The following is a 12,518-nucleotide window of genomic DNA, read 5'->3' on the forward strand; positions in this document are numbered from 1 at the left end:
GCGACTGCTGCCCCGGCTCCCGGCTGTGGAAGATCCCTGCCCTGGCCAACCAACATCACCGTACTTACGGTCGAGAAATGAACCTTCGCACAGCTGCGGCCGCCCTGGTACTGGCTGTCGCCGCCTCCGTACAGCTGTCCGGCGTTTCGCAGGCGCAGGTCGACCTCGACTGTCGCGATTTCGCTTTCCAGGAAGAGGCACAGGCCGAGTTCGACCGGGACCCGAGTGATCCGAACCGCCTGGACGAGGACCAGGGGCCGGACGACGGCATAGCCTGCGAGGCCCTGCCCAGCAGGGACAGCGTCGGCACGGCCACCGCCGCGCCCCTTCCTCCCACGGCGCCCGGGCGGACGACCACGATGCCCGGGCGGACGACCGCGGTCCCGACCCCGACCCGTGGGGTCGACGCCGGCACCGGCGGTGCCGCGGGTGGCAGCGGCGGCGCCGAGACCGCGTACGGCCTCGGCCTGGCAGCCGGAGCCGCCGCTCTGACCGCGGCCTGCGTAGTGGCCAGGCGCCGCAGGCACGCCAAGCGGCCGGCGGAGTAGCCGCCACCGGCCCGCCGTCATGGACGACGGCGGGCCCGCCGTCCATGGTCCCGTCCGGGCCCGGCGCGGCCCGGACGGCGGAACGGAGCAGTTCGGCCCGCGGCCGCCCCTCCCGTGAGGGCCGCCCGTTCCGGCCCGGGAACGCCCATGCCCGTCCGGCGAGCAGCGACATGGCGGCCGGCAGCAGTACGCCTCGTACGACGGTCACGTCGACGAGGGCGGCCACGGCCATTCCCGTACCCGGCATCTTGTACTCGACTCCCGCTGGGCGCTTCGCGGCCGACGGCCCCATCACGTGACCGGCCGGTGGCCTCGCGCACGCCTGGAGCGTGGGGGCAGCCACCGGCCGGTGTTCACGCAAGGGCGCTACTGCGGAGGGGAGATGTCCCCGTCGCCCATGCTGCTCGCCTGCTCGCTCTGTTCCTTGAGGCGGCGGGCCTTGTCCTTCAGCCGCTGACGCTGCTCCGGGTCAGTGGCACGCTCCGCGGCCTGCTCCACTTCCTGCGCCATCTGGCGCAGCTGCTGGGCACGACCGCCGGACTCACCTGCAACGCTCATGATCACTCCTCGGGTGAAGGGAAGAGCGGGCGGCACTAGCGAAGCAGGACGCGCGCACCGGCGCATTCCGAACGGTCACCCACCGCTATCCGCGCAGGCCAGAGGCCTGGAACTCCCAAGGAGCCCGATGAGGAGAGCCGCGCCGGCACGTCCGTGCGCCGCGGGCGGGGGAGGGGCTTCCGTGGCCCACGTCCAAAATCCCGTGGGCCACGTACCGGTGGCAGGGGCGGCAGGGGTCGAACCTGCGGCATCCGGTTTTGGAGACCGGCGCTCTGGCCTCTGAGCTACGCCCCTTCGACGCGCATCAGCTTCGCACTGCCGAGGCGAGGGAGGCGAGTCATTTTCCCGTGTCCCGCGCTCTTCTTGACGGACGGCCACCCGATCGCAGGAAGCCGGCCGGCGTCCGCGCCGGGGACGGCCGACGCGCCTACGGTGGTGTACGTGCGCCTGCTGCTGACCTCCGACACCCATCTGCCCACACGCGCCCGGGAGCTGCCCGCCGAGCTCCTCGCGCGGGCGCAGGAAGCCGACGTCGTGATCCATGCCGGCGACTGGGTGGACACGGCCGCCCTCGACCTGCTCGACGCGCACGCACGGCTTCTCATCGGGGTGTACGGCAACAACGACGGTCCCGAGCTGCGGGCACGGTTGCCCGAAGTGGCGCGGGCCGAGCTCGGCGGGCTGCGCTTCGGCGTCGTGCACGAGACCGGAGCCGCCCGGGGGAGGGAGCTCAGGTGCGCGGAACGCTTCCCCGATCTGGACGTCCTGGTCTTCGGCCACAGCCACATTCCGTGGGACACGACCGCTCCCGGCGGGCTGCGGCTGCTGAACCCGGGTTCACCGACCGACCGGCGGCGACAGCCCTACTGCACCTGTATGACCGCCGTCGCCGAGGACGGACGGCTGAGCGAGGTCCGCCTGCACCGTCTCCCCCGCCGCCGCTGACGTCCCGAGCTGCGTCGTGGTCGCCGCCACCGCGTCCGCCGCCACCGGACCGTCCGGCCACCCCCTTCCGCGGGCGTGGCGCTCGCGGGCACAGGCGTTTCCTGCCGTTACGTTCCTTCCGGCAGGCGGGATGAAGCCTGGAACACCACACCGGACGAGAGACGCGATGAAACTCCGTGCCACTGCCAGTCGGCGACTGGCCCTTCTGCTGACACTGGTCGCCGGGCTGGGAGTCACCCGGGCTCCGGCACCCGCGGCACACGAGCCACCCGAGCCGTGCGCGGCTTCCGTGCCCTACCGGTCGGGGGCGTCCGGATACCACACCTTCCGCATCCCGGCCGCGCTCCACGTGCCCGGCGGTGCGCTGCTCGCCTTCGCCGAGGGCCGGCGGAACTCCTCCGCCGACGACGGCGACATCGATCTGGTCCTGCGTCGCTCACTCGACGGCGGATGCACCTGGCAGCCGATGCAGTTGGTCGCCGACGCCGGGAAGGACACGGTCGGCAACCCCGTTCCGGTGATCGACCCCCGTACCGGAGACATCGTGCTGCTGACCTGCCGGACGATCGGCGGTGCCACGAAGCGGCAGGTGATGTCCGGGAAGGCCGCCGCCTCCGTGCGCCGCGTGTACGTCCAACGGAGTACCGACGGCGGCAGGACCTGGTCCGCGCAGCGGGACATCACCGGATCGGTCAAGTCCGCGGACTGGCGCTGGTACGCCGTCGGCCCCGGCCATGCGGTCGCCCTGCGGCACGGAAGCCACCGGGGCCGGCTGCTGGTGCCCGCGAACCACAGTTCGGGCACGACAGGACTCAGCGGCGCGCACTCGCTCTACAGCGACGACGGCGGGCACACCTGGCACATCGGGTACGTGAGCGGGTCGGTCGGTGGCCCGCTCTCGCTCAACGAGAGCACGCTGGCCGAGCTCCCGGACGGCACGGTCTACATCAACGCCCGCGACCACGACCGGACGGCCGAGGGAACCCGCGCGGACGCCTACAGCGCCGACGGCGGCCTCACCCTGTCCGTTCCCTTCCGCCCGCAGCCCCTGCTGACGGGACCGACGGTCCAGGGCAGCGTGCTTCAGGTCTCCGGCCGGCCGTGGAAGAAGGGGCCGTTGCTGTACTCCGGGCCCTCCCACCCGGACAGGCGGCTCCGGATGCAGGTGCGTGCCAGCGACGACGGCGGCCGGTCGTGGCGGCCGGTGTGGTCGGTCTCGAAGGACCCGGCCGGCTACTCGGACCTGGTGCAGACGGGCGCTTCCGTCGTCGGCCTGCTCTACGAGACGGGACCGCTGTCCTCCCACGACACCATCCGCTTCACACCGCTGCCCTCGGAACACACCGTCGCGTGGCGTGACGGCGGACGGTCGTCCGGAGGGTGAAAGGACGGAGGCGCGGGAGCCGGTGACCCGGATCCCGTCATGCGTGGGACAGCGCGAAGGACACCAGGAACCCGCTGACCGTGATCAGTCCGATCGCCAGATGGGCGTCCTCGAATGCCTCCGGGATCATGGTGTCGGCGATCATCGCCAGGATCGCGCCGGCCGCCACTGCCGTCACCGCCGCCACCACGCCGGTCGGCAGCCCGCCGACCACGGCGTAGCCGAGCACCGCGGAGACCGTGCTGGCGGCGGCGATCGCGCCCCAGATGCCGAAGACGTACTTCTTGCCGCGGCCGGCCTTGCGCATCCCCGCAGAACTCGAAAGGCCCTCGGGCACGTTGCTGATGAACACCGCTGCCACCGTCACCACGCTGACGGCCCCGCCGTCGACCAGGCTGACGCCGATCACCGCCGACTCCGGCACACCGTCCAGCAGGGCGCCCAGCGCCAGGGCCAGGCCGGAACCGGCCTGCTGGGACTCCGACGGCTGGGACCGCCGGTGCCCGGACCGCTTGCGGTGCCGGGCACCCCGGCGCGCCAGCCACACGTTTCCCGCCGTATAGGCCACCGCCCCGCCCACCGTCCCGAGCGCCGCCGGGACCAGCCCCGCCTGGTCGTACGCCTCCTGGACCAGCTCGAAGGACACCGCGGACAGAAGCACTCCCGCGCCGAACGCCATGACCGACGCCATCACCCACTGCGGGACCCGCACCCCGTACCCGAACACCGCTCCGAGCAGAAGAGCCGACCCGGCCACCAGCCCCCACATTCCTGCCTGCACCACTTCGCCCATGCCCCCCATGTACCCCACACGTCCACCTGGACAGCCCGACCGCGGTGCCGCGCACACCAACGGACCCGCCCGGGGGCCGGCCTTTCCCGTTGCCCCTCCCGTTGGCGTCGCACCGCCCCGGCACGCAGACTTGACGGCATGTCGGGCAAGCGAAGCGCGGGGCTCCTCCTGTTCCGGTCCTCGGGAACGGGGGTCGAGGTGCTCATCGGCCACATGGGCGGCCCGTTCTGGAGCGGCCGTGACACCGGGGCCTGGTCGATCCCCAAAGGCGAGTACGAACCGGACGAGACGCCCGAGGCGGCCGCTCGCCGGGAGTTCACGGAGGAGCTCGGCCTACCGGTGCCCGACGGTGAACTGGTGCCTCTCGGAGAGTCCCGCCAGGCGAGCGGCAAGATCGTCACGGTCTGGGCGATCGAGGCGGATCTCGACCCCGCCCTGGCGGTCTTCGGCACGTTCGCCATGGAGTGGCCGAGGGGGTCCGGTGTCCGGCGCGAGTTCCCCGAGATCGACCGGGCCGCATGGTGCACACCCGAGAGCGCCCACGACCGGCTCGTGACCGGCCAGCGCGTCTTCCTCGACCGGCTCGCCCAGTACCTGCGGAACAGCCGTCCGCCGTCACCGCCGGGCCGTTGACCGCGCCGGCGCCGACTGCGCTGACCGGCCCCGGTCACCGGCCTCCGCCGGGCGGGAGCCCCGGTCCGCGAGGCCCGCGCCGCCGTCCTGTCCAAGGCGTGGTGCGACCGCGCGGGTCCGCGGGTCGGGGCATCAGGGCGCGTACGCCTCCCTCCCGCCGATCCGGACGGCGGGCCGGCCCGTGCCGGCGGTGCCCGTCAGGCTCAAGTGGCGGGGCCGGACACCCGCCGGGAGCGCGACGGTGACGGAGTTCCGGTCACCGGGCCGACCGGGTCCCGGGCCGGTGCGCGTGCGGGACCGCCTCGCCCCACTGGGCGCGTGCCCCGTCGAGCGCGGAGCGGTAGGCGGCGTAGCCGTCCTCGTACACCGCGCGTGACGCCCGGCGCGGCTCCACGGTGCGAAACGGCTGCGGCTTCGCCTCCTGGCCTTCGCCGAGGAAGCGGCGTGCCACCCGTACGGCGCCGAGCGCGCCCACCTCGTTCTCCTGCGGGATGCGGACCGGACACCCCAGGATGTCGGCGAAGAGCCGCGCCCACGGGCCGGAGCGGGTGCCGCCGCCGCAGGCCGCGAGGGTGCCGGTGAGACCGGCGGCCTCCAGGCAGTGGCGGGCGGCGTAACCGATGGCCTCGCACATGGCACGTACGGCGTCGGCGCGGGTGTGCGCGAGCGTGAGCCCGTCGAAGCGGCCCCGGGCCGCCGGGTCCACGAAGGGGGCGCGCTCGCCCGCGTCGGAGAGGAACGGCAGCGCGGTGACGCCCTTCGCGCCCGGCGGGCTGTCGGCGAGCAGTCGGTCGAGGTCGGCCGTGGTGGCGCCGGTGAGGCGAGGAACCATTCGAGGGCGGCGGTGCCGACCATCGCGGGCATCGCCCGCAGCCAGCGGCCGGGATCCGGGGTGCACAGCCACATGCCGGCCGGTTCGGCGGAGCCGTCCGTCCGGACGCGGTCGGTGAGGACCTGGCAGGCGAGGGTGGTGCCGACGATCAGCAGTCCGTCGCCCACGTCGCGTACGCCGCTGCCTATCGCGCAGGCCGGCAGGTCGTACGGTCCCGCGGTGAGCGGCAGCCCGGTGGGCAGCCCCAGCAGGCCGGCGCCGTGGGCGTCCAGGGCCAGGACGGTTCCGGGCTCGGCGGGGCGGGCAGCAGGTGCGCCTGGTCCTCCAGTCCGCAGGCGGCGAGCGCCTTGGGCGCGTACGTGCGGCTCACCGGGTCGAGGAAGGGCAGGGTCGCGTCGGAGGCGTCCACGCTGACGCGGCCGGTGAGGCGCTGGGCGACGGCGTCCACGCAGTAACCGGCGGTGGCCGCGCGGCGGAGGGTCTGCGGCTCGTGTTCCCGGAGGTGGGCGAGGAGCGGGGCGTGGCAGCCGGGGAACATGCCGGAGCCGGTGCGCCCGTACACCTCCTGGACCGTGCCGTTCTCCAGCCAGCGCGCGACGAGGTCCGAGGCGCGGCCGTCCATCCAGGAGATGGCGGGCCGGACCGCGCGGCCGTCCGCGTCGCGCAGCCACAGCCCGTCGCCCTGGCCGGTGAGGGCGAGCGCGGCGGGTGGTCCGGCGAGCGCGGCGGCGGTTTCCCGTACGACTTCGGCGACCGTACGGACGACGTCGTCGAGGTCCTGCTCGACGCGGCCGCCGGACAGGCGCACCACGCTGCTGCGGCGGGCGGCCGAGGCCAGGGGGGTGTTCTCGCTGTCGAAGGCGACGGCTTTGGTGACGGACGTGCCGATGTCGACACCGATGATCACGCTCATGGGCGCGCGGCCTCCTGGACCTCGGGATTGGCCGGGTGGGCGAGGTTCTCTCCGCGCACGAAGCGGCCGGCCTCGGCGGCGGTGATGGCGGCGGCGCGGTGCGCGGTCTGCCGGGTGGCGCCGGCCAGGTGCGGGGCGGTGACGACGTTCGGGGCGTCGTGCAACGGCCAGTCGGCGGGCGGCGGTTCGATGTCGTAGACGTCGAGGGCGAGAGCGCCGAGGCGGCCGCTCCTCAGCAGCTCCGGCAGTGGGGCGTAGTCGAGGAGGCCGCCGCGGGCGGAGTTGACCAGTACCGCGCCTTCGGGGAGCAGGCCGAGCTTGGCGGCGTCGATGAGGTGGTGGGTCTCGGGGGTGAGGCGGGCGTGCAGGCTCACCACGCCGCTGCGGCGCAGGAGTTCGTCGAGATCGACCGGTTCCACGCCCTCCGCGCGGGCGGCCGCCGGGTCGGTGTAGGGGTCGGCGACCAGGACGTGGGAGCCGAAGGCGCGCAGGACGCGGGCGACGATGCGGCCGATGGCGCCGTAGCCGACGAGCCCGACGGTGGCGCCGTCGAGTTCGATGCCCCCCTCGTCGTACGCGTAGAAGTCGCCGCGCCACTTTCCGCGCTTGAGTTCGGCGTCGGCGGTGGCGATGCGGCGCATGGCGGTGAGCATCAGGCCGATGGCGAACTCGGCGGCGGCGGGGGCGTTGCGGCCGGGGGCGAAGGAGACGGCGACGCCGTGGCGGGTGGCGGCGGCGAGGTCGACGTTGACCGGGCCGCCGCGGGAGACGGCGACCATGCGCAGGTCCGGGCAGGCCGTGAAGACCTTCTCGGTGAAGGGCGCCATCTGGGTCACGCAGATCTCGGCGCCGTCCAGCGCCTCGGCCATCTGTTCCTCCGTGCCGCTCGCCTCCTGGACGTCCCCGACCGGGCCGAAGGGTTCGTGCGGCCAGGGCAGGGTGAGTTCGGTGATCTCCGGGGCGGATCCGAGCTCCTCGCGCAGGGCGGCGCACAGGAGGTCGGGGCGTACGAAATGATCGCCGGCGGCGAGGATGCGCATGGGGCGGGCCCTTCTCGGGGGTCGCGGTGGCGCCGGGCTCCAGCAGTGCCGCAGCGTCACTAACACTGACGCTGATAGATTTAACATCATTGCTTTGAAGAAGCAATGCACCACCGGCACGGCCCCGGTCCGCGCCGGCCGCTCGCGAGGGAGAGATTCCGATGACGTCCCGACTGCTGCTCGTACGGCACGGAGAGACCGAATGGCACGCGGAGAACCGGTACGCCGGCATCTCCGACGTCGCGCTGACCGAGAAGGGGCTGCGGCAGGCGGAGGGGCTCGGGAACTGGGCGAAACGGCGCGGCGTCGACGCCGTGGCCTGCTCGCCGGTCAGCCGCGCCCGGCTGACCGCCCGGCCGGCCGCCGAGGTTCTCGGCGTGGAGCCGGAGGTCGTCGAGGGGCTGCGCGAAGTGGACTTCGGCTGGGGGAGGGCCGCACCATCGCGGAGATGGCGGCCGAGGACCCCGAGGCCGTACGGCGCTTCCTCGAGGACGCCGAGCTCGGCGCCTTCGCCGGATCGGAGCCGCCGTCCGAGGCCGCGGCCCGCGCCTCGGTCGCGCTGCGCGGCCTCGCGCGCAAGCACCCGGGCGGCACGGTCCTGGTGGTGGCGCACAACACGCTGCTGCGCATGGCGCTGTGCACGATGCTCTCCATCCCGGTCGGCCGCTACCGCCTGGTGTTCCCCCGACTGGACAACGCGGCCGTGACCGAGATCGAGGTGACGGACACCCACACCGCCCTGCGGTCGCTCAACGTCCCCACCTGGGCGCCCCTGCCCGGCGGTACGCGAAACTTGGGCACATGACGACGACCGGCGCGGAAGCCCGCAGGCAGATCATCACCGAGCACGTACTGGAACACGGGACGGCGAGCGGGGCCGAGCTCGCGGAGCTCACCCGCGTGAGCCTGATGACGGTCCACCGGGACCTGGACGAGCTGGCCAGGCGCGGGGTGCTGCGCCGCTTCCGGGGCGGGGTCTCCGCGCTGCCGTCGACGGTCTTCGAGTCGAATCTCGACTACCGGCTCGGCGTCAACACGGCCGAGAAGGAGGCCATCGCGAGGACCGCCGCCGATCTGGTCGAGCCGGGCATGTCGGTGATGCTGGACGACTCCACGACCGCGCTCGCGCTGGCCCGGCTGCTGGTCGACCACGCCCCGCTGACCGTGGTGACCAATGCCCGGCGGGTCATCGACCTGTTCGTCGGCCGGGAGGACATACGCCTGATCTCGCTGGGCGGGGAGTACTCGCACCCCCACGACTCCTTCCTGGGCGTGCCCTGCCTGGAGGCCATAGAGGCGCTCTCGGTGGACATGGTGCTGGTCTCCACCTCGGCGATGGACGCCCGGATGACGTACCACCAGGAGCAGGACGTGGTGCTGGTCAAGCGGGCGATGCTGGCCTCGGGCACCCGCAGGGTGCTGCTGATGGACCGTACGAAGCTGGCCAGGACCGCGCTGCACCGACTCGGCCCGCTCGACGACTTCCACCACCTGGTGGTGGACGACGGGGTGGACGGGGACCTGCTGGCCGCACTGAGGGAACGTACGGACGTCCGAGTCGCGCCCACCGGCTGACGACAAGGCTTCTTAAAGTATTGCGTGTTAATTTCACAGAGGTCATGATGCATTCCCGTCGCGGCTGTACGTCCGCGGGCCCATCGGCACCTCACTGTGGAGGCACGAGCAATGAGCAGCACCGCCGCATCCGCCGGACGCACCCCGCCCACTGGACGCACCCCGCCCGCCGTACGGCGCACGGAGACGGTCTGGGACCGCATCGGCATCCCCCGGCCTCTCCTCTTCGGCTTCGTCGGTGTCCTGATCTTCATGATCGGCGACGGGGTCGAATCCGGCTTCATCGCACCGTTCATCCAGGGCAACGGCGCCGACAGCGAGGTCCGGGCGAGTTATGTGATCACGGCGTACGGCGTCACGGTCATGCTCGCCTCCTGGCTGTCGGGCGCCCTGTCCGAACTATGGGGCCCGCGGCGGGTGATGCAGCTGGGACTCGCCATCTGGATCGTCTTCGACATCCTCTTCCTCGCCCTCGGCGCCGCCCAGGACAACTACGCGCTGATGCTGGTCTTCTACGGGCTGCGCGGCTTCGGCTATCCGCTCTTCGCGTTCTCGTTCCTCGTGTGGGTCACGGCCACCGCCCCGGTGGCCCGGCTCGGCGCGGCCGTCGGCTGGTTCTACTTCGCCTTCACCGGCGGACTGCCCACACTCGGCTCGCTCACCGCGTCCGTCACCAACCCGCTCTTCGGGAAGTTCGGCACGCTGTGGGTCGCGCTCGCCCTGATCGCTATCGGCGGCGCCTTCTGCCTCCTCGGCGTACGCGAAAGGACCGGGTACTCCCGGCTCGCGCCGCCCGGGGTGAAGCCGGTCCAGTCGCTGGCCCGCAGCCTGTCCATCGCCTGGACCAACCCGAAGGTCGCCGTCGGCTGCGTCGTGCGCGTCATCAACACCGCCCCGCAGTTCGGCCTCTGGGTGATCCTCCCGGCGTTCTTCACCGACGAGATGGGCTTCACCGACGGCGACTGGCTGCGCCTGCTGTCGATCATGTTCGCCACCAACATCTTCTTCAACCTGCTCTTCGGAGTGGTCAGCGACCGGATCGGCTGGCGCACCACCATCGGCTGGTTCGGCGCGGTCGGCTGCGCGCTGAGCGTCCTCGCCCTGTACTTCGTGCCCAAGATGCTGACCGACAACTACTGGGTCGCGGTCGGTGTCGGCATGGTGTACGGCGCCACGCTCGCCGGGTTCGTACCGATCTCCGCGCTGATGCCGTCCCTGGCCCCCGAGAACAAGGGCGGCGCGATGGCACTCCTCAACCTCGGCGCGGGTGGCGCGGCCTTCGTGGGGCCCGCGATCGTCTCGCTGTTCCTCGGCCCGCTGGGCCGGGACGGCGTCGTGCTGATCTTCGCCGGCCTGTACGTCGTCGCCGCCGTGTTGACGCTCTTCCTGAAGCTGCCGAGGGCGTCGGAGGAGGCCATCGTGCAGGGCAAGTCACTCCAGGAGGCCGCCGCCGAACCGGTCGCCGCCCGCGCCACCACCTGACCCCGCATCCGCGTACGCCCATGCACCCGTACCCGAAAGGACCGGCCCGCCCATGAGCAGCACCGCCGACGCACCCCGCTCCCCCGCCCCCGTCGTGGCCGGCATCGATGTGGCCACCGCCGCGGTGAGAGTGGTGTGTGCCGACGCCCGGGGGCGGGTCCTCGCCGAGGGGCGGGCTCCGCTGCCCCAGCCGGTACGCGGTGCGGGCGGCCACAGCGAGCAGGACGCCCGCGCCTGGTGGCCCGCGACCGCCGCCGCCCTGCGGCAGGCCACGGCCGCGCTGCCCGGCGGCGGCCGGGAGGTCCTGGCGGTCGCCGTGTCCGCCACCTCCGGGACGCTGGTCCTGGCGGACGCGGACGGGGAGCCCGTGGGCCCGGCCCTGATGTACGACGACCGGCGGGCCGCCGGCCTCAACGCCAAGGCGCAGGGGCTGGGCGCGCCGCGGTGGCGGGCCCTGGGCCTGACCGTCGGCCCGACGGCCGCGCTCGGAAAGCTCGTCTGGTACGCGAACCGCTCCCGCCCCGGCCGGCTCCTCCTGCACACCCCGGACCTGCTCGGCCACCGGCTGACCGGGCACCCGGTGGCCACCGACTGGAGTCACGCGCTCAAGACCGGCTACGACCCGCGCGCGGGCGAGTGGGCCACCGAGGTGTTCGACGCCTTCGACGTCCCCTCCGGCCTCCTGCCCGCCGTCCGGGCCCCCGGCACGGAGGCCGGCACGGTCTCGGCGCGGGCGGCGGCCGAGACCGGTCTGCCCGTCGGCTGCCGGGTCCGCCTGGGCATGACGGACGGGTGCGCGGGCCAGATCGCCACGGGCGCCGTGGAGCCGGGACAGTTCGTGGGCGTACTGGGGACGACGTACGTCCTCAAGGGCGTCACCCGGGAACTGGTCACCGACCCGTCGGGCGCCCTCTACAGCCACCGCCACCCCGACGGCTGGTGGCTGCCGGGCGGCGCCTCGAACACCGGTGGCGAGGCTCTCGCCGCGGTGGACCCGGCCCGCCTGCCCGGCCTGGACGCGGCGGCGGACGCCCGTGGTCCGGCTTCGTACCTGGAGTACCCGCTGCGCCGTGAGGGCGAGCGGTTCCCGTTCGTCTGCGGCGAGGCGCGCGGTTTTCGCACCGGTACGCCGCAGGACGAGGCGGACCGGCACCGGGCGGCACTGGAGGGCGTGGCCTTCCTGGAGCGCCTCGCCCTGGAACACGTCCAGGCGCTGGGCGTCGAGGTGCGGGGCCCCCTGCACGCGGCGGGCGGCGGCAGCCGCAGCGACCTGTGGACCCGGATCCGCGCCACGGTCCTGGGCAGACCGCTGCGCGTCGCCGAACGGGCCGAAACCGCGTTCGGGGCGGCCCTGCTCGCCGCCGCCGGCACCCTCCACCCGGACCTCTCCGCGAGCGCGGCGGCGATGACGGCGGCGGGGCGGCCGGTCGATCCGGTGGAGCGGGAGCGGGCGGCGCTGGACGAGTCGTACGAGGGATTCGTCGCGCAACTGCGCGCACGGGGCTGGCTGCCCCCGCGCCGGGACCACGCAGATGCGGACCACGCGGGGCACGGAGACCCTGGAGGGGTGGGGGTCACACAGCGAGGAGGCTGACCCATGTCGATGATGGACAAGCTCAAGCAGAAGCTGAAGGGCCACGAGGCCCAGACAGGAAAGGGCATCGACAAGGCGGGCGACGCCGTCGACGACAGGACCCAGGGCAAGTACAGCGGCCACGTCGACACCGCCCAGAAAAAGCTCAGGGACGAGTTCGGCGGAGACCCGGGCCGCGGCCAGGACCGGCCGCCCCAGCCCTGAGTGCGCGAGGGTGTCAG

At 73.2% G+C, this 12,518-nt stretch carries 11 protein-coding genes, 1 tRNA gene and 2 pseudogenes; 9 read left to right on the top strand and 5 right to left on the bottom strand.

The features are described from left to right. Positions 1-77: 77 nt before the first annotated feature. Positions 78-548 carry a hypothetical protein gene (locus BN1555_RS02070; RefSeq protein WP_093797323.1) on the top strand — a complete coding sequence of 157 codons (471 nt, stop codon included), beginning with the start codon at positions 78-80 and terminating at the stop codon, positions 546-548. A gap of 366 nt (positions 549-914) precedes the next feature. On the opposite strand, the gene BN1555_RS02075 is transcribed toward BN1555_RS02070, so the two are convergent. Continuing rightward, positions 915-1,106, bottom strand: a complete 192-nt coding sequence (locus tag BN1555_RS02075; RefSeq protein WP_093797325.1) for a DUF6381 family protein — start codon at positions 1,104-1,106, stop codon at positions 915-917. Between the two features lie 218 nt (positions 1,107-1,324). Continuing rightward, positions 1,325-1,400: transfer RNA gene (locus BN1555_RS02080), tRNA-Trp, on the bottom strand. A 147-nt stretch (positions 1,401-1,547) separates the two neighbouring features. Between BN1555_RS02080 and BN1555_RS02085 the strand changes: the two genes are divergently transcribed. After that, a complete protein-coding gene (locus BN1555_RS02085; RefSeq protein WP_176709919.1) occupies positions 1,548-2,051 on the top strand; it encodes a metallophosphoesterase family protein in 504 nt (167 codons plus the stop codon). A 289-nt stretch (positions 2,052-2,340) separates the two neighbouring features. Next, complete coding sequence (locus BN1555_RS02090) at positions 2,341-3,435, top strand: sialidase family protein (protein ID WP_255305831.1); 1,095 nt, start codon at positions 2,341-2,343, stop codon at positions 3,433-3,435. Positions 3,436-3,472: 37 nt separating this feature from the next. Here the strand turns inward: BN1555_RS02090 and BN1555_RS02095 are convergent, their stop codons facing one another. Beyond that, positions 3,473-4,228, bottom strand: coding sequence for a ZIP family metal transporter (locus tag BN1555_RS02095; protein WP_093797331.1), 756 nt, complete (start codon positions 4,226-4,228; stop codon positions 3,473-3,475). Between the two features lie 138 nt (positions 4,229-4,366). Here BN1555_RS02095 and BN1555_RS02100 point away from each other — a divergent pair, with 138 nt between their 5' ends. Then, positions 4,367-4,861, top strand: a complete 495-nt coding sequence (locus BN1555_RS02100) for an NUDIX hydrolase (protein WP_093797333.1) — start codon at positions 4,367-4,369, stop codon at positions 4,859-4,861. 256 nt (positions 4,862-5,117) lie between these two features. Here BN1555_RS02100 and BN1555_RS02105 read toward each other — a convergent pair. After that, positions 5,118-6,606, bottom strand: a pseudogene (locus BN1555_RS02105) (FGGY family carbohydrate kinase). Then, the gene (locus BN1555_RS02110) at positions 6,603-7,646 is read right to left on the bottom strand and encodes a 2-hydroxyacid dehydrogenase (protein WP_093797335.1); all 1,044 of its coding nucleotides are present in this window, start codon (positions 7,644-7,646) and stop codon (positions 6,603-6,605) included. Before BN1555_RS02110 ends, BN1555_RS02105 begins: the two are co-directional and overlap by 4 nt. A gap of 161 nt (positions 7,647-7,807) precedes the next feature. On the opposite strand from BN1555_RS02110, the pseudogene BN1555_RS02115 reads away from it, so the two are divergent. The 5 genes and pseudogenes from BN1555_RS02115 to BN1555_RS02135 all read left to right on the top strand — a co-directional run bounded on the left by BN1555_RS02115 (position 7,808) and on the right by BN1555_RS02135 (position 12,501). Further along, positions 7,808-8,451 (top strand): annotated as a pseudogene (locus tag BN1555_RS02115) (histidine phosphatase family protein). Beyond that, entirely contained in the window at positions 8,448-9,221 is a 774-nt protein-coding gene (locus tag BN1555_RS02120; protein WP_093797337.1) for a DeoR/GlpR family DNA-binding transcription regulator, read from the top strand. Before BN1555_RS02115 ends, BN1555_RS02120 begins: the two are co-directional and overlap by 4 nt. Before the next feature lie 111 nt (positions 9,222-9,332). After that, on the top strand, positions 9,333-10,703 hold the full coding sequence (locus BN1555_RS02125) for an MFS transporter (RefSeq protein ID WP_093797339.1): 1,371 nt from the start codon (positions 9,333-9,335) through the stop codon (positions 10,701-10,703). A gap of 52 nt (positions 10,704-10,755) precedes the next feature. Further along, positions 10,756-12,297 (top strand): FGGY-family carbohydrate kinase, encoded by a 1,542-nt coding sequence (locus BN1555_RS02130; protein ID WP_093797341.1) that lies wholly within the window; start codon positions 10,756-10,758, stop codon positions 12,295-12,297. Positions 12,298-12,300: 3 nt separating this feature from the next. After that, positions 12,301-12,501: an antitoxin gene (locus BN1555_RS02135; protein ID WP_093797343.1), complete on the top strand. Its 201-nt coding sequence runs from the start codon at positions 12,301-12,303 to the stop codon at positions 12,499-12,501. Positions 12,502-12,518 lie beyond the last annotated feature (17 nt).

The organism is Streptomyces sp. Wb2n-11 (assembly GCF_001049855.1).
GTDB lineage: Bacteria > Actinomycetota > Actinomycetes > Streptomycetales > Streptomycetaceae > Streptomyces > Streptomyces altiplanensis.